A 22,844-nucleotide genomic window follows, 5' to 3' on the forward strand; every position below is an offset into this window, starting at 1 on the left:
TGGGTCTGGCTTCCACCACGGAGGCCGCGCTCGTCTGAGCTGCGCCGCTTTGGCAAGACAATGGAAAGGCCGTCCCGCAAGGGGCGGCCTTTCGCTTTTGCGGACCTGTGCCGATGGGCCGTTTGGCCATGGTCCTGCGTTCGGGCTTGATGCTGGTCTTTCTCGATTTCGAAGCCTCGTCGCTTGCCAAGAAAAGTTACCCGATCGAGGTGGCGTGGGTGTTCGAGGACGGGCGTTCCGAAGCGCATCTCATTCGTCCCGCGCCCGAATGGACCGACTGGGACGCTGCCGCCGAAGCGATCCACCACATTCCGCACGCAACGCTGCTGGCGGACGGCACGCCGCATGACGTGGTGGCGGCGCGGATGGTCGAGGAACTCGCCGGACATGATCTGCTCGCGAGCGCACCGTCCTGGGACGGCAAGTGGCTCAGCGCGTTGCTGCGCGCGGCGGGTGTGGACCGGCGAACGCTCCGCCTGCGCGACAGCGACGATGCGCACCGTGAAATCGCGACCGCCATCCTCGCTCCGCTGGTGCCGGAAGCCGACCTAGCCAACACGGTCGGGGATCTGCTCACGCTGACCGACGTCCGCGCGCCCGATCACACACCGGAACACCGCGCGCTCGCGGATGCGGTCGAGGAACGCGAACGCTGGTGCGCGGTGCGCGCCGCTGCGCTGCACCTGGCGGCGGAGCTCCGCCGTGGCGGCTGAGTATCCGACCACCCCCGACGGCCGCTATTTCGTCGTGCGCGGCCGGTTGTGGCGCAAGAGCAACCCCGCCTTGTCGGACACCGAACGCCAGCGCCACGTCAACGCGCTGATGGACGCCCGCCGCGCGGTCGGCGTGGCACGGCGCGCGCACGACAAGGACGCGGAAGCCTCCGCCCGCGCGCAGGTGGACCGCGCGAAACACGCGCTGGGAGAACGGGGCGCGGTCTGGTGGGACGACGGCGCCCCCGACCTCAACCGGCATATGGCGCGCAACACGCCCTATGCCGACTGGTTCGCATCGCTCGGTCACCCCGAGGACGAACCCGCTACCGCGTGATCACGCCGAGCTCAGCGATCGCGAGGCGAACCTCGCCGCCAGCGGTGCGGGGGAAATCGATCCGCAGATACCGCCCCGAGCGCGGCCGCGAGAACGAAAGCCGCTGCGGTGCCTGATTGGCGGCGATGTTCGAGAACTCGCCCGTCTCGACCGCAGCGCCCGCAAGATCCGCAGCATCCCCGACGCGAACCGACCAGCGCGACGGATCCCCCGCCCCTTGTGGCGCGTGCCACGCCGGTTTCAGGACGAAGCCGCGCACCGTGACGCTCCGCCCGAAGTCGATCGTGACATGCGCCGGCGCATCCTCGGTGACCGGCGAGATCCAGTCCGTCCGGTTGTTCTCGTCGATCAGACGCTCCGCCTCCAGTGCGCTGGCATCGACGATCCGCCAGTCGCTCTTGCGCAGGTCGAAGCTGCGGCTACCCGCTTCGCTGGCGCGCCCGCTGGCTGCGTCGATCGCGATCGCCCGCACCGTGCCCCCATCCGGCAATGCGAACGGCGCGGTATAGCGCGCAGCCCGTGCCGTCGGCACCGCGCCGTCCAGCGTATAGGCGAGCGATTGCCCCGGCGTGTCCGCGACCAGCGTCACCATCCCCTGCGCATCGCGCAGGATCGCGGGCGGATCGAGCAACACCGGCTGGCGGTACAAGGCGACCTGCGTGATCGCAGGCGCCGCCGCCGCCGCAACGACCCGCAAGCGGACCTGCGATGCAGTAACCGGCGCGGGCAGCCGGATTAGCCGTTGCGCGCCGATCCCGCGCTTTTCGATAATCGTGCGCCATGCGCCGTCCGCTTGCGCGATATCGATTGCGAACCGGTCGACCCGCAATCCGAGCGGCAGATGTTCGGCAAGCCGGACGACGTCGAACGTCTTCGCCCCCGCCAGCGCAAGCGTCAACGTCGGCGTATGCGCGGCCTCGTCCGCCATCCAGAAGCTGTCGGCACGACCATCGAGCACATTCGCGCCTGCATAGCGCACGGTGTCCCGGTCAACACTGCTCGCGGTCACACGCGCCGCCGCGGCGTGATCGACCCGGTACATCGCGCGCACCGCATCGCCGAAGCGGCGCGCCTTGTCCGCATCCTCGTCGGTGACCCGGCCACGCGTGTCGGGCGAGAAGTTGAGCAGCAACACCGTGCTGCGCCCGACCGTGTCGAAATAGATCTTCATCAGATTCGCCGCGGTTCGGCTCTCGCCATCTTCGTGCGGATGCCAGAACCAGCCGTGCCGCGTCGAGACATCCGCTTCGGCGGGCCACCACACCGCGCCGCCGCGCACGCCGCTATTGCCCTTTTCGGGCGTGAACGGCCCGTCGTCCATCGTCGCCCAGCACGGATCGCCCGCCTCGCCTTCCTCATTCCCGACCCAGCGCAGATCCGCGCCCTTGGGGTCGAAGGTACACGCCTCGGGCTGAAGCGCGTGTACATATGCGATGATCGAGGGCCAGTCATAATAGGGCACCGCATCGATCTTGCGGACTTCGCGCGCGCCGCCGTAATAGCCGTCGCCGCCATTCGCCCCGTCGAACCACACCTCGAAGATCGCCCCGTAGCGCGTCAGCAGTTCGCGGAGCTGGTTGCGGAAATAGACGAGATAGGCGGGGCGACCATAATCGGGATGATTGCGGTCCCATGGCGACAGATACACCCCGAACTTGAGCCCCGCACGCTTGCACGCCTGCGCCAGTTCCCCGACGATGTCGCCCTTGCCGTCCTTGTACGGGCTGTTCTTCACGCTGTGTTCGGTGAACGCGCTCGGCCACAGGCAGAAGCCGTCGTGGTGCTTGGCGGTGACGATCAACCCGCGCAGATTGGCCGACTTGGCGACCGCGACGATCTGGTCGGCGTCGAAGTCGGTCGGGTTGAAAAGCTTGGGATCCTCGTCGCCATAGCCCCATTCGCGATCGGTGAAGGTGTTGATCGTGAAGTGGACGAACGCGTTCTGCTCCATTCGGTGCCACGCCTGTTGCCGCGGCGACGGCGTCGCGCCGTAAGCCTCGGGGCCCGACGGACGCGTCGTGCAGCCGGACAAGGCCATCCCCCCGGCGGTCCCGGCGGCGAGCAGCAGCGTCTCGCGGCGATTGGCGATCGGGTGGCGGTTGGGCCGGTCCATCAGTTTCTCCCGGGTCATCGGCGGATCAGCCGGACGGATTCAAGGGCGTAGATCGGGCCACCTTCCGGCGGGATCGTGATAAGGCACAGGTCGGCGGTCACCGGTGCGCCCGGTGGCAGCAGGATGGCGGCCGTGACACTGGGTCGGTTGTCGCTCGCGGCGGGGTCCGGCATCGCGGCGCTCGCGACCACGGGCCCTTCGCACGTCCCCATCCGCGCGATCAGCGTACCGAACCGCGCCGGGCTCAACCGCTTGACGACGCGGACTTGCTGGTCGGCGCGGAGCGCGAAGATCGGCGGCAGCCGCCCGAGCCGCACGGTCATCGCCTTGGCAACCCCGACCGGCGCGGCGTCGTAGCGCCAGCACGTATCGAACAGATTGACGTTATAGGCGGGGGAAGCGGCTTCCTGATCGGGCATCCCGGCGAGCCGCAAGCGGATCCCCGCGGTCTGCAGGCACAAAGGCAACCGGCTGTTGTCGCGCGTCAACAAGCCGGCTTCGCTGAGGTCGAAGCTCCGGATCGCAGACAGGGGCTGGCCGTCCACCGCGAAGGTCCGCGCCTGCACGGTCGCCCCGACCCGCAACGCCAGAGGCTTGCTATAGGTCGGCGAACGGACCGTCGGCGCGCGGCCATCCACACTGTAACGGATCACCCCGGCGTCGACCTGATTGGCAAGCGCAACGCGCGCCTTGCCGGTCTGCAACATGGTCGCGACGGGATCGGCGAGCGCGAAGGTCACCGCATAGGCGCTGTCCGCCGCCGCGATCCCCTGCTGCGCATAGCGCCAGCGTTGCGCGGGCAAACGGTCGAGAAACCCCGGCCAGTCCCGCGCCGCCTTGGGCGACCAGCCGATCTCCGCCAGCGCGGACAGGCGTGGAAACAACGCCGCCTCGGTCCGCGCGGGTCCGACGATATGCTCGCTCCACAGATTGGCCTGCACCCCCAGCACATGCTGCGCGCGGTCCGCCGCAATCCCCGCGGGCATCGGATCGTAGCGATAGATAGCGGACAACGGCTGCACCTCGAGCCGCCCCGGCGGTTCGTCGCCCGACGCGCTTTCTAGGTTGTTGAGATACATCGTCGGCGACGGGGACAGCACGACGTCATGCCCTTGCGCCGCCGCGGCCACCGCCCCCGCCTCGCCGCGCCACGACATCACCGATGCCGACGGCGGCAATCCGCCTTCGAGGATCTCGTCCCAGCCGATCAGCCGCCGCTGATGCTCCGCCAGATATCGGCCGAGCGTATCGATGAACCAGCTTTGCAGTGCATCCTCGTCCTTCAGCCCCAATTCGCGAATGCGCGCCTGGATCACGGGGGACGCCTGCCACTGCTGCTTGATCGCCTCGTCCCCGCCGACATGGATGTAGGTCGATGGGAAGATCGCCATCACCTCGTCCAGCACCGCCTTGACGACATCGATCGTGCGGTCGCTCGCATCGAACAGATAGGGGTTCACCCCCCAGTTGATCGACACCGGCGGGCGATCCCCCAGCACGCCGAGCGCGGGATAGGCGGCGACGGCGGCCTGACCGTGCCCCGGCAAGTCGATCTCGGGCACGATCGTGACCCCGCGATCCGCGGCATAAGCGACGAGCCCGCGCAAATCGGCCTGCGTGTAGAAGCCGCCGTAGCGCTGCGCGTCTGTGGCGCTCCCCGCCGAGGGTCCAGTGCGCCACGCGCCGATCCGGGTAAGCTCGGGGTAGCGCTTGATTTCGATCCGCCAGCCCTGATCGTCGGTCAGGTGCAATTGCAGCACGTTCAACTTGTGCTGTGCCATCTGGTCGACGATCCGCTCGATCTCGGCGATCGACAGCATGTGCCGCGCGACGTCGAGCATCACCCCGCGCCAGCCGAACCGCGGCCGATCCGCGATGTTGAGCAGCGGAACCGCAACCATGTCGGTTTCCCGCGCATCGCTCGTCAGGACCTGCGCGAGCGTCATCGCGCCGTTGCGCAATCCCGCGTCGCTCGCCGCGGAAACCACGATCCCGTCGCGTTTGATCGAGAGCCGGTACGCTTCCCCGTCGCCGGTCCCCGATCGCTCGAACCGGATTGCCGCAGGACGACCCGCGTCCCCTTGCGCTGGCTGCATCGTCAACCGCAAGTGACGGACCTGGGCAACGATCGCAATCGCCCGCCGCGCCGCGCGATCGGCGACCGTGTCGCCGGTCGGTACCGAAACCTCCATCCCGGAAGCGACGCGGAACTGCCCTGCGGTGACGGTCATCGCGGCGGGCATCGGCACCAGCTTGACCGACGGTTTGCCCGAAGCCGCAATAGCGCAATCACTCGCCTGGACGAGCGCAACCGCGATCGCGGTGCGCAACAGGATGCGCCGGATCATCCTAACGGACTCCACAATGATGGCATCGGCAACGGTCCCCTCGCCCGCCCGCGCGGCGGCATGTACAAAACGGTCCGGCACCCCGCCGTTTGGGGCGGAATGCCGGACTTGGATCAGAAGTTGGTCGTCACCCCGATCGAGATCTGCCGCCCGAGCGAATCGTAGCGCGCCGGGATCGTGTTGCCGCGTGACAGCGCGAAGGCGTAGCTGTTGGCGATCACCGGCGACATCCGGTCGAAGATGTTGTTCGCCGACAACGTCAGCACCATCTGCTTCTTGATCGAGAAGGTCAGCGCCAGATCGATGTAATTGTAATCCGGGATGCTGGTATATTGCGTCACGCGGTCCGCCGCAGTCGACCCGATCGCGGGCTCCGTGCTGTTGAGCGTCGTCTTCGTGCCCCCGATGAAGCGCCACGCCACCGACGCACCGAACGTGCCGCCGTCGCTGGTATAGGTCGTGCGCGCGATATGCGTCCATGCCGGGACCGGCTGACCGCAGCGTGGCCCGAAATAGCCGACGCAGTTGCGCGCCGGGGTGATCACCGAATCCTGCCCGCCCGACTGGGTCGTCAGCGATCCCGTGAACAGCATGTCGACCTTGCCCTTAATCGCCCCGATCGGCACCGAATATTGGCCCGAGAAGTCGATCCCCTCGGCGGTCAAGCGGTATTGGTTGGTGGTACCACCTTGGATATACCCCGTCGCGGTACTGGTATCTGCGCCGTACAGCGTGCCGTCCGCATTGCGCACGATCCGCGAGCAATAATAGGGGTCCGAGGTGGCGACGCAGCCATCGACCGCGAAGTTGGCGTAGTTGAAACCGATCACCTGGTTGACGCGAATGCGGTAATAATCGACCGAAAGCGACAGCCGCGGGACAAAACTCGGCGTCAAAACGACCCCCGCCGTGACCGTTCGTGCATCTTCCGGCTGCAATTCGAACCCGCCGGTCCGCTGGCGACACATCTGGTCGGGGCACAATAGGGTTGCGCTGTTGTACAGATTGTCGGGCAGCCCGCTCGCACGGCATGCCTGGATGCTGCCGCGCGGCGCGCCTTGGGTGCCGTCCGCGTTGAGCGTCGGCGCGCAGAAATCGTTGACGTTGTAGTTGGTGAACCCAACCGTCTGATTCCCCTCATAAATGCTCGGCGCGCGCTGCGCACGATTGAGCCCGGCGCGCAGCGTGATGTCGCGCACCGGCGAATAGACGCCCTCGATCTTCCAGGTCGGGAAGGTCTGTCTGTTGGTGTTGTACTTGGACACGCGGTAGCCGGCGTTGACCTGTAACAGCTCGAAAAACGGCTTCTTTTCGATCAGCGGCAACTGCGCCTCGACGTTCGCCTCGCGGACGTCCTGGCTCCCGCGATAGTTCTGCCCGCCATAGACGTCGATATACCGGTCGTTGATCGTGTTGTTCTGGTTGGTCCGGCGATATTCTCCCCCGAAAGCAAGCGCCAAGCCCTGCTTGGCAAGCGGCGAGGCGATGCCGAACCGGGTGAGGTCGACCGTCAGGTTCGCGGTGGCGTCGATGAACTCAGTCCGATTGTCACTGATCGCGCGCCGCTCGTCGAACAGATAGTCGCGCAATTCCGCGCTCCCGGTCCCCGCCGCGAAGATGTTGAGCGGAACGCAGTTCGGATCGGTGCCGTTGACGACCGACCGGCACGTCGCGACGCCGCCGACCGACACCACGTCGAGCGCACGATTGATCTTGCTGAACAGCGGCTTGCCGTCGGTGATCCACAAGGCGCGGTTCTTGGCGTAGACGCCGCCGACGTCATATTTGATCCCTTCCGCAATCTCCCCGCGGACGCCGCCCGCGATGCGCAAGTTGCGGTTGTCGAACGTGTCCGACGAGCGATTGCCGCCAAGCCCCGGGAAGCCATATTGCACGTTGACCGGCGCCAGCGCCCCGCTCCCCGCCGCCGACCCGCAGACGATTTGCGCCTGCTGCGCCGACATCAGCGGGTTGTCGCAATTGACCTGATACGGTGCCGATCCATAAGCGTTCGAGCTCTGGACGTACGGACCGTAAAAGCTGTTCTGCGATTTATCGCGCGAATAGAGCACGTTCGCGTAGAGCTCGACCGCGTCGGACACCTTGAAATTGACGAACCCGCCGAGGTTCAGGCGATCGTAGCCGCGCTGTGCTTCGCGGTCCGCGCTGTTGCTATAGCCAGGAACGGTTGCCGCATCGACGAACGTGCCCTCGGTCCCCGTGGGGTTGGAAAAGTTCTTCCCCGCATTCGCACCGCTGAGCGGCGTGATCGTCCCGTTGGGCGATGCCGCGGTCAGCAGGCAGTTATAGCCGCTCCCCGCGCGCTGGATCTGGCATCCCGACGTGTCGCGGTCGCGGAAGAAGATCGGGTCCCCATGACGATAGCCGACGAAGCCCGTGAGATTGAGCCGACCGTCGAGAAAATTGTGCCCGGCGGTCGCGTTGACATCGACTCGCCCGCCATCGGTGGCGAGCCCGGCGGGAGTGGCGATGCCGTTCGCCGCCGCGAGCGGGGTCGAGGCATTGGCGCGGTTGTCATGCTGGAAGAAGCTGTAGTTGCTCGACAAACGCAGGCCTTCGAAGTCCTTCTTGAGGACGAAGTTGACCACCCCCGCGACCGCATCCGATCCATAGACCGACGATGCGCCACCGGTCAGCACGTCGACGCGATTGATCAGCGAGACGGGGATCAGGTTGATATCGACCGCTTCGGAATCGGTGATCCGCTGGCCGTCGATCAGCGTCAGCGTGCGGTTGAAATCGAGCCCGCGCAGCTTCACGCGCTGCTTGCCGTTGCTGTTCTGATAGGCCTGCTGCGAATCCGGCGTCACCTGCGGAAGGCGGTTGAGCACTTCCTCGACGTTGATTGCGCCCTGCTGGCGGATCTCGTTGGAATCGACGCTCGTGATCGGGCTCGCGCTTTTCAGGTTCGGACGGACGATCCGGGTCCCCGTCACGACGATGTCGACCGGCGGGGTGGCAGGGGCAGCCGCCGCTGGTGCAGGCGCCGCCTCGGGCGCGGCAGCCGGCGCTGGCGTCGACTGCAGGCTGGCGGGCATCATCGATACGGTGGGTTCGCCGATCACATAAACGCCCTGCGCGGTCGTCGAGACCGTCAGGCCGGACCCAGCCAGCATCCGGCCGAGCGCCATACCGGGCGTCATCTGCCCCCTGACCGCCGGGGAGGTGCGATTGCCGATCCGGCCCTCGTCGAACACCACCTGGACACGCGCTTCGCGACCCAGCGTGCGGATCGCCTGACCGAGCGGTTGCGGCGGAATATCGACCGACACCAGCGCCTGCTGCGCAAATACGGGAGGGGCCACCGCGACGCTGATCGCTGCGATACTGCCCCGTGCAAGCAGTGCTGCCAAACCGACTTTGTACGCCATACGCCCCTCTTGTTTTGTTACAGAGGTATGACGCGGGACTGGGTATAATGCTCAGGCAGGTATTATGTTTTAATTTACTTTTCTCGAATTGGTTCCATTTTGGCCGGCATTGGCATCGATTTTTCTCGGGGCACTGAGGAGTAGGCGCTCCCCGTCGTTGCGGACGCGGACCGGAAAGACGGTCGCGACGGCACGCGCGAAAGCATCCACGTCGCCTGCGTTGAACACCCCGCTCACGCGAATGCCGGTAACGTCCGACGCGACGTCGATCCGCTTGCCGACGCTGTAGCGGTTCACCCGCTCCGCGGCGACACCGAGCGGTTCGTTAGCGAAGAACAATTGCCCGGCTTCCCATCCGACATCGGCGGCACTCGCCCGCAACGCCCCCAGCGCGCGCCCATTCGTTAGGATCAGTTCGTGCCCCGGGGTAAGCGCCTGCTCGGCGGGCTCCGTCGTCTTGCCGACGTGCGCCAGCTGAACCGCATGCCCGTGCGGCACCGTCCGCAAGATCGCGACCCGCCCCTCCACCAAGGCGACACGGACTTCGTTCGCGAGTTTCTCGACCGTAAATTCCGTCCCGGTCGCGACCACGACGTGCGTGCCACTGGTCACCGCGAACGGCCGCAGCGGATCCTTGGCGACTCTGAAGGCAGCGCGCCCCCGATCGAGCGTCAGATCGCGGCGATTGCGATGGAAACGAACCGACACCGCACTGTCCGCATCCAGAGACAGGGTCGACCCATCGGCCAGCGCCACCACCCGACGTTCGCCGATCCCGGTCGTGTAATAGGTCATCGGGTCCCGCAGCAAGAACACCACGTTGATCGCGAGAACCAGCATCGCCGCCACCGCTATCCCGACCCAGGGCATACGACGCGGCCAAGTCCAGCCGCGCCGACCCGCCTGTTCCATCGCCGTCAGCGCCGCATGCCGCAGCGAAAGCATCTCGGGGGCATGGGCATCGTCCTCGATCCCGTCCCACAAGGCCGTGATCGCATCGAGCCGGTGCCGCCGCGCGGGATCGGCCGCAAGCCACGCGCGCAGGTCCTCCTGCTCGCGTTCGTTGGCCAGGCCTTCGTTGAGGCGCAGGCACCACAGCACCGCGTCATCGTCGAGGGTCGAGCGCTCCCGCTTCCAGTCGAGCGTCATTGCGGCATACCCAGTTCCTCGAGCAACAGTCGCATCGCGCTGGCGATATGCTTTTCCACTGCACTGACCGATATCCCGAACGCGTCCGCGATCGGCTTGCGCTGCATGCCTTCGAGCCGGTAGAGAATGAAGATATTCCGGGTCCGTTCTGGCAAGGTATTGAGGACAGCAGCAACGCGACCGACGTTTTCGCGACCCGATAATGTGCGTTCCGCGTCGATCCGATCGATCTCCCGGTCATCCGCGAGTTCGGCAATCCGTCGATAGCGACCACGAACGGTCTCGCGACGGTAATGATCCCGGACAAGATTCGCCGCGATCTGAAAGACATACGCTTCCGGATTGGCGCTATCCCGCGCGGGATTGGCGGCGAGGCGACAGAACAGATCCTGCGTGAGATCCTCCGCCAGCGCAGGGTCCCGCAGCCGCCGCGTAAAGAACGCGATCAATGCCGGACGCAACCGCCGGGACAGTGCCCGCAGGTCTTCAGACATCGCATTGGATCGCATACGTTCCGTCGCCATCTACCCAAGACGCGCGGGCGGTCGAAAGCCTCAGCTGCGGCGGATCGATCTGTTCGGGGTTCGCGTCGTGGGACGCCATGATCAATCCGCTCCGTCGCTGACCGCGACCCTGCCGGACGGAACCTGCCAGTTCAACCGCCCGCGCCCATGTCCGGGCTTCATGCTGTCGCAAAACGCGTATAACATCAATCGCATGCGGCGCTTTGTCTACACGATCCTCCTCCTGCTCGCAGGCGTGTCGACGTCGCTGGCGGCCAGCGCACGGGTGGCACAACCGGCGGAAAGTCGGGCACCCCCGGCTGCTACGCCCTCCCCTGCAGACTTGTTCGGCGAGCTGTTCGTCCGGGTTCAGACGCTGCGACTGTTCCCCGATGGCAAGACCTTCGCCGATGCGGTACCACGCCGCGCCCCTGCCGCGATCATGGCCGCCTATCGCCGCGAACGGCCCCTGGACGCGGCTTCCCTGCACCGCTTCGTGTTGCGGGAATTCGCGCTGCCCGAGTCACGCGCCACCGTGACGATCCCGCCGCTGCCGGTGCGCGAGCATATTGCGGCGCTGTGGCCGCAGCTGATGCGTCCGCCGTTGGCACCATCGCCTTATGCATCCGCGCTGGCGTTACCGCACCGCTATGTCGTCCCGGGCGGACGGTTTCGCGAGATCTATTATTGGGACAGCTATTTCACGATGCTCGGGCTGGTCCGCGATGGGCACACCGCCGACGCGACCGCGATGGTCGACAATTTCGCGGACATGGTGCGGCGCTACGGCCATGTCCCCAACGGCAGCCGCAGCTATTATCTGTCGCGCTCGCAACCGCCGTTCCTGTATTTGATGGTCGGGCTGCTGTCCGAGGACAAGCCGACTGCCTATGCGCGCTATCTCGACGCTTTGCGGACCGAACACCGTTTCTGGATGCAGGGCGCCGCGACGCTCCGGCCCGGTTCGGCAACCGCGCATGTCGTGCGGCTTGCCGACGGTGCGGTGCTCAATCGCTATTGGGATGCGCGCGATACGCCGCGCGAGGAATCCTATGCTGAGGATGTCGCGCTTGCGGCAAGAACCGGGCGATCCCCGCGGGCGGTGTACCGTGACATCCGCGCCGCCGCCGAAAGTGGATGGGATTTCAGTTCGCGCTGGTTCGCCGACGGCAGGACCTTCGCCACGATCCGGACAACAGCGCTTGCCCCGGTGGATCTCAACAGCCTGTTGTTCGGGCTGGAACAGGCGATCGCGCAGGGCTGTGCGCGGCGGCGCGACACTGCCTGCGCACGGGATTTTGACCGACAGGCCAAGGCACGCGCCGCCGCTATCGCAACGCATCTGTGGGACCCCGCAGCGAGCGCCTATGAGGACCTGGACTGGCGCACTGGACGGCGCACCGGGCAGCTGACCGCCGCCACGCTGATGCCGTTGTTCGTCGGCACGGCCAGTCGCGATCAGGCGAAAGCCGTCGCGAAGACGGTTTCCACGCGCTTGCTTCGGCGCGGTGGGATCGCGACCACGACCGTTGCGACCCCGCAACAATGGGACGAACCCAACGGCTGGGCACCACTCCAATGGATCGCGGTGACGGGGCTGGATCGCTACGACGAGCGTGCGCTGGCAGATACGATCGCGGCGCGATGGGTGGGGACCGTATCGGGGGTGTTCGCCTGTACCGGCCGGCTGGTCGAGAAATATGACGTCGATACCGGTGGCGCGGGCGGCGGCGGCGAATATCCGGTGCAGGACGGGTTCGGCTGGACCAATGGCGTCACCCGTGCGCTGCTCGACCGCGCGCCACCCGTCGCTACGCGCTGCGCCAGCGGTGCGGATCGCGCACGCCCCAGATCATGAGGGGGACCCTCAAGACGGTGGGAGCGTGCACAAGCTCCTGACGAGACTGCGCAAGTCGACGATCGAGCAGGCACCCTCCGGCGTGCGGATCGTCGCGGCGACGCGGCCCACGGCCTTGGCCGACCCGGCATCGCGCAACCGTTGCACCGCCGATCGCTCGACCGCGCATAGTTCGTCGACCATGAACCCCGCTTGATTGCCATCCGCCGAAGTTAGCACGGTGAAGGCCGCGATCGCCGCTTCGTCTGAAAATCCGAGCGCCAGGTTCAGGTCGATCAACGGCACCGCACGACCGCGGTGAACGATAAAGTCGGCAATCGCCTGCTGGTGATCGACCAGCCCGCTGCCGGTCGGCTTGGTTGCGATGATCTCCTCGACCTGCTCCATCGGCAACGCCAGGCGCTGCTGGCCGAGCCGCACCAGCAGGAACGCCTCGAGCGTCGCGCGGCGTTCGTCGGTCGTCGCGGACGGCACGTCGTCCCGGCCACACAGCCGACCGATCATGCCCAGCCGCACGTCCGCCCGCACCGCTTCCGGATCGAGCAGCAAGGTCGGCGCGGCCACGCCGTATAACCCCGCGAACAGGCCGTAATTTCCGACCATGAACTGTTGCAGCGGCTTGATCTCGTCGGGCCGGACCCGGAGCATGTCGTCGACCGCGTCGATCTGCAGCCCAACCCGGTGCCCGCACGGCAACCGCACGATCACCGCAGCAACGCGTTCGGTGCGGCGCCCCGCCCCCAGTCCCAGGAAACGCAAGGTATCGATCACCGGAACGCGGTGCCCGTTGTGCATCAGCGACCCGAGCCACAATTCGTCCTCGATCGGACTGGGCACGATGCGTTGTTCGGGTACCGACGCCTCAATGGCATGTGCCGCCAGCCCGAGCCGTACGCCGCCCGCCGTAAACAGCAGCGTCGGCAAGCCGCTCGTGACGCCCGCCTGCCGCGTTGCCACCAGCGATCGTTCCACCGCGAACGGGATCGCCTCCAGCGCGGCCAGCGCCTCGACGTCGAGCACCATGCCGCGCATGTCGCCTTGGACGAACGCCGCCTGGAGCAGTTTCGGCGAACCGCCGTCCCCGCCGATATCGAGATAGGTCAGGTCCGCGGGGTCGAGCGACAGGACGCCGACGATCGATTCAATGATCATGCCGATCACGCGACCGGCATGACGCAACACCAGAATGACAGGGCAGGCCGCGGTGTCGCCGGTGCGGAAAAGACCGGCCGGATCGAGCACGGGCACGAGCGCCCCGCGCAAGTCGATCGCGCCGACGATATCGTCGCGCGTCCCGGGGAATGGCAGCAGCGCCGCCGGGCGCGGGACGACCTCGCGGATCGCCGCGATCGGAACCGCGACGGTCAGCCCACGAACGACCACCGCGCCGTACAGACCAGCCTGCGCGGTCCGCCGTTCGGCCGCTTCGGACTGAGCGAGCGCGAGCGCTACAGGGGCGTCCGCCAGCGTATTGGCCTCATGCAGCACGCTCGGTCGCCTTCGACAGCGTCTGGATCAGATCGACGACCTTTGCGGACGCATCGTCCTGGACGGTGGTCGATTTGGCGATCGCGTCAATCGCGTCGCCGGTCTTGTGGACCGAACCGACGATTCCGGCGAACGCGCTGGTCGCTTCCTTGGAGCGTTCGGTGCCCTTGAGGATCCGCTCGAGCGATTCATCGACGAGGCGGTTGATCTCTCGCGCCGCGGTCGAGCTGCGTTCAGCAAGCTTGCGGACCTCGCCGGCGACGACTGAGAAGCCCACGCCATGGTCTCCTGCGCGTGCAGCCTCGATTTCAGCGTTGAAAGCGAGCAGATTGGTCTGCCCCGCGATCTCACCAATCACCGACACGATCTCCGCGATACCAGAGGCCGATTTCTGAATCAGGTCGATCGCTTCGATCGCACCCATCAGCGCGGCATGCCCCACCTCGGCATCTTGGCGGGTATGGCCGGCAAGTTCGGTTGCAGTCTCGGTCGCCTGGGTGATTGCGTTGATCGATTGCATCAGCGCGCCGACATGCCCCGTCATCCCCTTGGAACACGACTCGATCTGCTGCTCGAGCTGGACCTGATCGGTCACGTCCGTCGCATATTTGATGACGCGGATCGGATTGCCGCGCAGATCGAACACCGGGTTGTACGTCGCCTGGATCCACACATCGCGGCCGTACTTGCCGATACGGTGGAACCGCCCCGAATGAACCTCGCCCTTGTTAAGCTTGAGCCAGAAGTCGCGATATTCGAGGCTGCGGATATAGTCGGGCGAACAGAACATCGAATGATGCTGCCCGGTGATCTCGCGCAGCGAATATCCCGTGGTGCGCAGGAAATTCTCGTTGGCGCAGAGCACGTTTCCATCGAGATCGAATTCGATCACCGCCTGCGCGCGATTGATCGCGTCGACCTTTGCCTGATGATCGTTGGCGGCGAGTTTCTGCTGGGTCACGTCGACCGCGAACTTGACGACCTTGATCGGCTTGCCGTTGAGATCGAAGATCGGATTATACGTCGCCTGGATCCAGATGTCGGAGCCCGTCTTGGTCAGCCGCTTGTATTCGCCGGCATCATATTCGCCCCGACCGAGCTTTTCCCAGAAATTGGCATAGGCTTCCGACTGGGTGGTGGCAGTGTCGCAGAACACCCGATGGTGCCGCCCGCGGATCTCATCGAGGGTATAGCCGGTCAGCGCCAGGAAGTTGGCGTTGGCATCGAGGATCGTCCCGTCCATCGCAAATTCGATGATGCCCTGTGCGCGGTCGATCGCGCGCGCGCGGCCTTCGAATTCGACGTCCCGGCGCTTTTGGTCGGTGATGTCATAAGCGAACTTGACGATCTTGCGCGGATTGCCCTCAATATCGAGAATTGGATTATAGGTTGCCCGGATCCACACCTCGCGCCCGCCACTGGCAATGCGCTTGAACACGTTGCTGACGAATTCACCGTTCCGCAGACGCGCCCACAGATCGGCATATTCGGGGGATGCAGCGTAGCCCGCGTCGCAGAACATCCGGTGCGGCTGGCCGATCACTGCCTCACGGTCATACCCCATCACCGCCAGGAAATTGGCGTTGGCATCGATCACCTTGCCCGACAGGTCGAATTCCACGACTGCCTGCGCGCGATCGATAGCGGCTGCCCGCCCCGCCGCCTCGACCATCGCAAGCCGCTGTTCGGTCACGTCCGTTGCGACCTTCACGACGCCGATCGGATGACCGTCGGCCGCCAGGATCGGGTTGTACGACGCCTGGATCCAGACTTCGCTGCCGTCCTTGCAGATCCGCTTATATTCCCCCTGGTCGATTTCCCCGTTGCCGAGCTTTTGCCAGAACTGTCGGTACGCCGGGCTCTGCGCATAGTCGCGCTCGCAGAAGATGCGGTGATGTTCCCCCAGGATCTCGTCGATCGTATAGCCCATCAGCGACAGGAAATTGTCGTTGGCCGAGACGACGCGGCCGGAAAGATCGAACTCGATCAACGCGAAGGCGCGGTTGATCGCGGTCATCCGCCCCTGATTATCGACCGCCACCTGATGATCCGCGGTGATGTCATAGGCGTAGCTCAGCACCGAAAGCAGATGCCCGGCTTCATCGAAGGTCGGCACAAAGATTTCGCGGACCCACACCGGATGCGTGACATCGGCGGTATAGCGACGAATGACGGTATCGGGTTCACCCCGCGCGAACCGGTTCCAATAGGTCGCGGGATCACGCTGTCCGCGTTCCTCCACGGTCCACAGCGCATCGAAGGGACGTCCGACCAGCGTATCGCGCGCAAGCCCGGTCAGCGCAAAGAAGCGCGCATTGCCATCGAGCAGAATACCTTCGGGCGAGTATTGGCAGATCGCCAGCGCCCCGTTGATCGCGTCGAAGCGATGTCGCAGTAACGCGATTTCGGGCGAGTCGTCGCCGCGAACGAACCCCATGAAGACGCGCTTGCCCGTCGCCTCGGACAGTGTGCCGATGCTACCCTGGATGTGGAGATGACGCCCGTGTTCGTCGGCAACTACGCCTTCGACCGCAACCGCCACCTTGGTCTCGGCATCGCTTGCGACGGTGTCGACATGCTGCGGGAAGACCGTGGCGAAGGTGATCGGCCGCTCGAACGATGCGAGCACGGCGTTGGCCGTTGCGTTCGCTTCGATCAGCACACCGTCGCTGTCGAAACTGATCACGACCATGTCTTCGGCCAGCACGGCTGCCGCCCGTGCACTCAATTCGACCACCACCCCTTCGACCGACATTCGACCCTCCGCAAAGCTTCGCTGCCATTATAGCAGCGGCGGGGCGGTGCCCGGTCGCAGGGTCCCGTCGGAATTTATGCGGAGGCGGGTTGGGTCGGCGTAGCGTCGGCTATGCCTGGAACAACCACGCCTCTGCCGCGGCGGGATCGGGAAAATACGCTGCGTCGTCGCGCGCGGTCAGCCGCTTGATCTGCATCCGCGCGAGCGTGGCGTCGACGACATACGCCAGGCGACGCGATCGCGCTGCCGGATGTGCGAGCATATCGGCAAACGCCGCGACCGCCTCCTGCGACTGGATCTGGACGCCGCGTGTGTCGCACAGCGTGACATGCGCTTCACCGCGCAAGAATGGCCGTAACCTGCCAATCTCGCTCGCAACGGCGCTTTGGAAACCAGCGACGTCATCGGGGGTAAAGAACCCTGCGATCGTCATATGCAGGAGCTTCCGAGCGGGGTCGGACGTGACGGACCATGTTGCCTTTCGCATACCGCCGTATCGCCGATTTTCTGTTAAAATGCCGTATCCTTGACCTGCGCGAAGCTCCACGGAATGCACCGGCATCGTGCCGTAGTGGGACTGCGACGGTGGTTTTCGCTTGAGGCGAGTGATAAAGGTCGTTGCAGTGCATCTTCGCCGAGCGTCGTTGGTTGAGGGAGCCCAATTCAACCTTCAATCATATGCGGAGCCTTCGAGAATGCACGGCGTGCCGGGATTCCTCCATAGTGGAGATCGCATGGCGGCGTTGATCGCAGCGCATGACTGGGCCGAGACGCCGCTCGGCCCGCTGGAGAGCTGGCCCCCACATCTCCAGGTCGCTACAGGGATCCTTCTACAGTCTCCGCTACCGCTTGCGTTGATGTGGGACGAAGACGGTATCCTGTTGTATAACGCGCGATACGCATCGATTGCGGGACGCAGCCATCCCGCAATCCTGGGCCGGGGGGTCAGGGACGCATGGCCGGAAGCCGCCGCGTTCAACGGCAATGTGCTGGAGCAATGTCTGGCGGGTCGCGCCCTGACCTTTTCGCGGCAGGAAATCACGCTGTTTCGGAACGACGCGCCCGAGCAGGTCTTCTTCGACCTGAGCTACGCCCCCGTGATGGCCCCCGACGGACATCCCGCGGGCGTGCTCGCCACGGTGATCGAAGTGACGTCCGCCGTAGCGATGGAACAGAGCCTGATTGCGGAAACGCAGACGCTCGAAACCCTCAACCGTACAGGTGCCGCGCTGGCGGCCGAACTCGACCAGGAACCGCTGGTACAGATGGTCACGGATGCGGGGGTCGAACTGACCGGCGCGCGTTTCGGTGCCTATTTCCACAACCTGATGGACGAGACCGGCGAACGTCTGCATCTCTACACATTGTCGGGCGCGTCCCGCGGGGACTTTGAGAAACTGGGTCGTCCGCGGTCGACCGCGGTGTTCGGGCCGACGTTCCGTAACGAAGGGGTGTTCCGCTCGGACGATATTCTCGCCGACCCGCGCTACGGTCGCAACGCGCCGCACAACGGGATGCCGCTTGGGCATCTTCCGGTGCGCAGTTATCTTGCAGCACCGGTCGTCTCGCGATCGGGCGAAGTGCTTGGCGGGTTGCTGTTCGGGCATCCCGCCCCAGGTCGCTTTACCGAACGGCACGAGCGGCTGCTGAGCGGAATTGCGGCGCAGGCAGCCATCGCGATCGACAATGCGCGGCTGTTCGCGGCTGTGCAGGACGTCAACAGTACGCTCGAACGCCGGGTCGCCGAGCGCACCGAGGAATTAACTCGCGCGCACGACGCCTTGCGGCAGGCACAGAAGATGGAAACGCTCGGACAGCTGACCGGGGGAATCGCGCACGACTTCAACAATCTGCTGACCGTCATCCGTGGATCGACCGAATTGCTACGCCGACCCGGGCTCAACGAGACCCGCCGCGACCGCTATATCGACGCGATCGCCGAGACATCGGACCGTGCGGCGAACCTGACCAGCCAGTTGCTCGCTTTTGCGCGGCGGTCGTCGCTAACGCCGGAGATCTTCGACGTCGGCGCCACGATCCGCGGGCTCAACGACATGATGGAAATGCTGGCGGGGGCGCTGATCGCGGTCGACCTGCACTCGCCGTCCGTGCCGTGCTTCACCAACGCCGATGTCAGCCAGTTCGAAACCGCGATCGTCAACATGGCGGTCAATGCACGCGATGCGATGCAGCAGGAAGGCCGGCTGACGATCACGGTGGAGCCTAGCGACCGTATTCCTGCGATCCGCGGTCATGAGGAACGGATTGGCGATTGGGTCGCGATCGCGATCACCGATACCGGTACCGGGATCGCCCCCGATCTGCTCGACCGAATTTTCGAGCCTTTTTATACGTCCAAGGGTGTTGGGCACGGAACGGGCCTGGGGCTTTCGCAGGTGTTCGGGTTCGCCAAGCAATCGGGCGGCGAGGTGGTGGTGACAAGCGAACTGGGCCGGGGGGCGGCGTTTACGCTGTTCCTGCCGCGCGAACATGACGTGGCCCCGGTGGAAGCTGCCGAGGTCTTGATCCAGCGCGAGGCCGCGATATCGCTGAGTATTCTGGTCGTCGAGGACAACCCCGAAGTCGGCGACTTTGCGGTCGCGGCGTTGCGGGATCTTGGCCATCGAATCGTGCTGGCGCGCAATGCCCGCGATGCGCTCGATCGCCTGGCGCAACCGATCGAACGGTTCGATGTCGTTTTCTCGGACGTGATGATGCCCGGCATGAACGGCATAGAGCTCGCGCACGAGATTCGGCGACACGACCCGGCAATGCCGATCATCCTGACCAGCGGTTATAGCGAGATCCTGTCCAAGGAGGGTGCCGGCGAGTTCGAGTTGTTGCGTAAACCCTATTCGATCGACGCGCTCAGCAAAGCGTTCCGCCGCGTGACGACATCAGGTGGCGCGGTAGCGAGCGTCTGACCAGCATACGGCGACCGGGGTTAGAGCTACGCCGTTCACAGGCCGAACCCCGCATCGCCACGGGATCAAGCTTGCGGGGACGACGACCGAAGGGCGTTACGGTGCGGCGATCATCCCCGGTGCTAGGCATACGCATCCTGGCGGCATAAGCTTGCATCATGCTTTTGCTCCGCCTTGTGCTCGCCCTCTGTGCCTGTTTCAGTGCCAGTGCCGCCTTCGCCCAGTGTCGCATCGATGCTCTCGATGCCCTGCCTGAGCGTGGGGTGATCCACTTGGGCAGCAAAGTCGGCCCCATGCCGCTCGTCATTCTGCTGCATGGCAGCACGGGCACCGGCGCGGAGATGCTGCGCGAAAGCGGTCTCGCGGCGACTGCCGATGCGCACGGTTTTGTCGTCGTCTCTCCCAATGGCGGGATCGCCGCGGGGCGGGGCTATGTGTGGAACATCCCCGGTGTGCCGACCGTCACCGGCGCACTGCCAGGCAAGGACGCGCGCGATGATGTGGCCTATCTCACCGGACTGATCGACCGGCTGGCGGCGACCGGCTGCGTCGATGTCAAACGTGTCTACGCAACCGGATTGTCTGGCGGAGGGCGGATGACGTCGTTGCTCGGGTGCGTTGTCCCACGCCGCTTCGCCGCGATCGCCCCGGTCGTCGGATTGCGCGCCGGACGCCCGCTCGCGGCAGACCGTTCGCGGGCCGATCCTGCGAGCTGCCGCCCCACCACGCCGCTACCCGTGCTGGCGTTTTCGGGCGATGCCGACACGACCAACCCGATCACCGGGGGCGGCGCACCCTATTGGCAGTATCCTCAAACCGTCGCCCTGCAGCGGTGGGCGGCGTTGAACCACTGTAGCGAACCGTATGCGCGCAATCTCGGGGCCGCGGTGTATGAACAGGGCTATGCCCGCTGCGACGGCGATGTGACCGTCGCCGCGCGCGTAATGCGCGGCGGCAAACACAGCTGGTCGGTCGTCGACAACGAAGCGATGTGGGCGTTCCTGTCCCGGCATACACGCTGATTTCAAACGTTGGGTAATGGCTTGGCAGTGCAATCCCGCGTCACCATCTTTGGTCGATGGGTGGACGTGTAAAGCGGATGATCGGGCTGAAACAGGCCGAAGCTTTAGCGATTGCCGCCACTGACCCCGAACGCTGCGCGCTCTGCGACCGCGCGCTGGGCCGAAAAGTCGAATGGCATCACCGTATCCCCAAGAGCCGCGGCGGTACCGAGGTCGTGCCGGTGCATCCGATCTGCCATCGGATCATCCACGCCTGTGTGTCGAACCGCGACCTCGCCGCGGATTTCGCGGATTTGGATGTCCTGAAGACGCGCCCGGACATCGGGCGTTTCCTGCGCTGGATCGCTGACAAGCCGCCGGATTTCCATGCCCCCACGCGGCGACCGGATCTTCGGTAGGCACGCGCGGGGGTGAGAACGGCAGGCCCAGCCTTACGGGATCAGACGATCGGCGCGCAGCCGCTCGAACAGCGCGAAGAACGCGTCGTCGGTCGGCTGATAGGCGGTAAAGCCCAAGCGGCGGCTCTTGCCCATGTCCGTCACCACTTCGATCGGTCGGCCAAGGTCCGCATCGGTGTGCCACGGCGACGCGAGACGATCCAGGTCGGACTCGACCAGCCCCTCGCGCGCGGCGATCTCGCGCCACAAGCCCGCATCGTCCCCCATCTGCTGTTCGAGCGGCCGCACGGTGCCGTCGAACGGCGCTGCCTCGACACCGAACCAGTCGGCAATGCGCGCCCACATCCATTGCCACCGGAAAACGTCGCCGTTGACGATGTTGAACGCTTCGTCATGCGCCGCCTCGGTTTCGGTCGCCCACAGCAACTGCCGGGCAAGCTGCCCCGCGTCGGTCATGTCTGTCAGCCCGGACCATTGCGCCGCCGAACCGGGGAAGGTGAACGGACGCCCCGTTTCCCGACACAGGGTCGCATAGACGGCGAGCGTCGTCCCCATGTTCATCGCGTTGCCAACCGCCAGCCCGATCACCGTATGCGGGCGATGCACGCTCCAGGTGAAACCGTCGCGCGCGGCGGCGGCGAACACTTCGTCTTCCTGCGCATAATAGAAGTTCTCGACATCGAGCCGCCCCTGCTCCTCGCGGAACGGCGTTTGCGGCAGCGCACCCTTGCCATACGCTTCGAACGGCCCGAGATAATGCTTGAGACCCGTGACGAGCGCGACGTGGCGTGGTCCCTTGGGCTTGGGCAGCCCGTCGAGCAGGTTGCGCACCATTGCCGAATTGACGCGGATGTTCTCCGCCTCGCTGTCCTGCCGCAGCCACGTGGTGATGAACACCGCATCCGGATCGAGATCGCGCAGCGCCGTCGCTGTTGCATCCGCATCAAGCAGATCCGCAGGGACCGGTTGCACGCCCGCCTGATTCACCGGGCGTCTCGCCAGCCCGTGTACGGTCCAGCCTTGTTCGACCAGCAAGCGCGCCGTGGCGCTGCCAACGATCCCGCTCGCGCCCACTACCAATGCCGTCTTCGCCATACATATCTCCTGTGTTCGGACAGAGCTAGGCAGCGATGGCCTGTGCTTCTAGACGGCACCATTCACGTCCCCAGGCACCAGGAGGTAACCACATGCAACCGGGAACGCCCGACGCGGAATGGCGCGAGGATTGTGCGCCGCGGCGCGTGCTGGAACTTTTCGCGACCAAGTGGACCAGTATGGTGCTTCACACGCTCCACGCGCGGCACGGCGGCACAGCGCGCACCGGCGTGTTGCAGCGCAGCCTGCCGGGGATTTCGAAGAAAATGCTGACCCAGACCGTTCGCGACCTCGAAGCCAGCGGGTTGCTGAGCCGACACGTGCAAAGCACGTTACCCCCGATGGTCGAATACCGTCTGACCGATCTGGGGCAGCGTTTCGTAGAACCGATCGAACTGCTTTACGGCTGGGGTCGCGACAATGCCGACGCACTCGATGAATTGCAGCCCCGCGCGAGCTCGCGGCGTGTCTAACACAATGTGTCGACTGAGAAGGCCGTAGATTTCTCGGTATCCAGCACAAACGACAACGCCGCCCGTGAGGGCGGCGTTTGTCGTTTAGCGTTTGGTTGCGGGGACAGGATTTGAACCTGTGACCTTCAGGTTATGAGCCTGACGAGCTACCGGGCTGCTCCACCCCGCGACGGTTCCGTTAGGAACGAGGGTAGATGACATGTGAATGGGTTCTTATGGATACGAGACGAATTTGCTGCTCACCGGCTTCAATGCCTGGCGACGACCTACTCTTCC

Annotated in this window: 16 protein-coding genes and 1 tRNA gene; 7 read left to right on the forward strand and 10 right to left on the reverse strand. The window is 65.3% G+C overall.

Features of this window, described 5'->3' with window-relative positions; all coding sequences use genetic code 11:
- Positions 1 to 113: 113 nt before the first annotated feature.
- Both ABIC17_RS15720 and ABIC17_RS15725 read left to right on the forward strand, forming a co-directional pair.
- Positions 114 to 713, forward strand: a complete 600-nt coding sequence (locus tag ABIC17_RS15720; RefSeq protein WP_354283331.1) for a 3'-5' exonuclease — start codon at positions 114 to 116, stop codon at positions 711 to 713.
- Complete coding sequence (locus ABIC17_RS15725; protein WP_354283333.1) at positions 703 to 1,050, forward strand: hypothetical protein; 348 nt, start codon at positions 703 to 705, stop codon at positions 1,048 to 1,050. Before ABIC17_RS15720 ends, ABIC17_RS15725 begins: the two co-directional genes overlap by 11 nt.
- Here ABIC17_RS15725 and ABIC17_RS15730 read toward each other — a convergent pair.
- From ABIC17_RS15730 to ABIC17_RS15750, 5 genes are all read right to left on the reverse strand, one after another.
- Complete coding sequence (locus ABIC17_RS15730) at positions 1,040 to 3,181, reverse strand: alpha-L-fucosidase (RefSeq protein WP_354283335.1); 2,142 nt, start codon at positions 3,179 to 3,181, stop codon at positions 1,040 to 1,042. The genes ABIC17_RS15725 and ABIC17_RS15730 overlap by 11 nt on opposite strands.
- Complete coding sequence (locus ABIC17_RS15735) at positions 3,178 to 5,511, reverse strand: beta-N-acetylhexosaminidase (protein ID WP_354283336.1); 2,334 nt, start codon at positions 5,509 to 5,511, stop codon at positions 3,178 to 3,180. The genes ABIC17_RS15730 and ABIC17_RS15735 overlap by 4 nt, the downstream gene beginning before the upstream one ends.
- 113 nt (positions 5,512 to 5,624) lie before the next feature.
- Complete coding sequence (locus ABIC17_RS15740) at positions 5,625 to 8,903, reverse strand: TonB-dependent receptor (RefSeq protein WP_354283338.1); 3,279 nt, start codon at positions 8,901 to 8,903, stop codon at positions 5,625 to 5,627.
- 69 nt (positions 8,904 to 8,972) lie between these two features.
- The gene (locus ABIC17_RS15745; RefSeq protein ID WP_354283340.1) at positions 8,973 to 10,052 is read right to left on the reverse strand and encodes a FecR family protein; all 1,080 of its coding nucleotides are present in this window, start codon (positions 10,050 to 10,052) and stop codon (positions 8,973 to 8,975) included.
- Positions 10,049 to 10,546, reverse strand: a complete 498-nt coding sequence (locus tag ABIC17_RS15750; protein WP_354283342.1) for an RNA polymerase sigma factor — start codon at positions 10,544 to 10,546, stop codon at positions 10,049 to 10,051. The genes ABIC17_RS15745 and ABIC17_RS15750 overlap by 4 nt, the downstream gene beginning before the upstream one ends.
- Before the next feature lie 223 nt (positions 10,547 to 10,769).
- On the opposite strand from ABIC17_RS15750, the gene treF reads away from it, so the two are divergent.
- Positions 10,770 to 12,413 (forward strand): alpha,alpha-trehalase TreF, encoded by a 1,644-nt coding sequence (treF, locus tag ABIC17_RS15755; protein WP_354283344.1) that lies wholly within the window; start codon positions 10,770 to 10,772, stop codon positions 12,411 to 12,413.
- Positions 12,414 to 12,422: 9 nt separating this feature from the next.
- Here treF and ABIC17_RS15760 read toward each other — a convergent pair whose 3' ends face one another.
- The 3 genes from ABIC17_RS15760 to ABIC17_RS15770 form a co-directional block, all read right to left on the reverse strand.
- A complete protein-coding gene (locus tag ABIC17_RS15760; RefSeq protein WP_354283346.1) occupies positions 12,423 to 13,901 on the reverse strand; it encodes a chemotaxis protein CheW in 1,479 nt (492 codons plus the stop codon).
- The gene (locus ABIC17_RS15765) at positions 13,891 to 16,656 is read right to left on the reverse strand and encodes a methyl-accepting chemotaxis protein (RefSeq protein ID WP_354283348.1); all 2,766 of its coding nucleotides are present in this window, start codon (positions 16,654 to 16,656) and stop codon (positions 13,891 to 13,893) included. The genes ABIC17_RS15760 and ABIC17_RS15765 overlap by 11 nt, the downstream gene beginning before the upstream one ends.
- A 109-nt stretch (positions 16,657 to 16,765) precedes the next feature.
- A complete protein-coding gene (locus ABIC17_RS15770; protein WP_354283350.1) occupies positions 16,766 to 17,089 on the reverse strand; it encodes an STAS/SEC14 domain-containing protein in 324 nt (107 codons plus the stop codon).
- A gap of 301 nt (positions 17,090 to 17,390) precedes the next feature.
- On the opposite strand from ABIC17_RS15770, the gene ABIC17_RS15775 reads away from it, so the two are divergent.
- The 3 genes from ABIC17_RS15775 to ABIC17_RS15785 all read left to right on the forward strand — a co-directional run bounded on the left by ABIC17_RS15775 (position 17,391) and on the right by ABIC17_RS15785 (position 21,000).
- Complete coding sequence (locus ABIC17_RS15775) at positions 17,391 to 19,580, forward strand: ATP-binding protein (RefSeq protein WP_354283352.1); 2,190 nt, start codon at positions 17,391 to 17,393, stop codon at positions 19,578 to 19,580.
- 293 nt (positions 19,581 to 19,873) lie between these two features.
- Positions 19,874 to 20,602: a CE1 family esterase gene (locus ABIC17_RS15780; protein ID WP_354283354.1), complete on the forward strand. Its 729-nt coding sequence runs from the start codon at positions 19,874 to 19,876 to the stop codon at positions 20,600 to 20,602.
- Between the two features lie 77 nt (positions 20,603 to 20,679).
- A complete protein-coding gene (locus tag ABIC17_RS15785; RefSeq protein ID WP_354283356.1) occupies positions 20,680 to 21,000 on the forward strand; it encodes an HNH endonuclease in 321 nt (106 codons plus the stop codon).
- Between the two features lie 33 nt (positions 21,001 to 21,033).
- Here the strand turns inward: ABIC17_RS15785 and ABIC17_RS15790 are convergent, their stop codons facing one another.
- Positions 21,034 to 22,095 (reverse strand): SDR family oxidoreductase, encoded by a 1,062-nt coding sequence (locus ABIC17_RS15790; protein ID WP_354283358.1) that lies wholly within the window; start codon positions 22,093 to 22,095, stop codon positions 21,034 to 21,036.
- Positions 22,096 to 22,187: 92 nt separating this feature from the next.
- On the opposite strand from ABIC17_RS15790, the gene ABIC17_RS15795 reads away from it, so the two are divergent.
- Complete coding sequence (locus ABIC17_RS15795) at positions 22,188 to 22,568, forward strand: winged helix-turn-helix transcriptional regulator (protein ID WP_354283360.1); 381 nt, start codon at positions 22,188 to 22,190, stop codon at positions 22,566 to 22,568.
- 92 nt (positions 22,569 to 22,660) lie between these two features.
- On the opposite strand, the gene ABIC17_RS15800 is transcribed toward ABIC17_RS15795, so the two are convergent.
- Positions 22,661 to 22,737: transfer RNA gene (locus ABIC17_RS15800), tRNA-Met, on the reverse strand.
- Between the last annotated feature and the right edge of the window lie 107 nt (positions 22,738 to 22,844).

The organism is Sphingomonas sp. PvP056, assembly GCF_040549155.1.
Lineage (GTDB): Bacteria > Pseudomonadota > Alphaproteobacteria > Sphingomonadales > Sphingomonadaceae > Sphingomonas.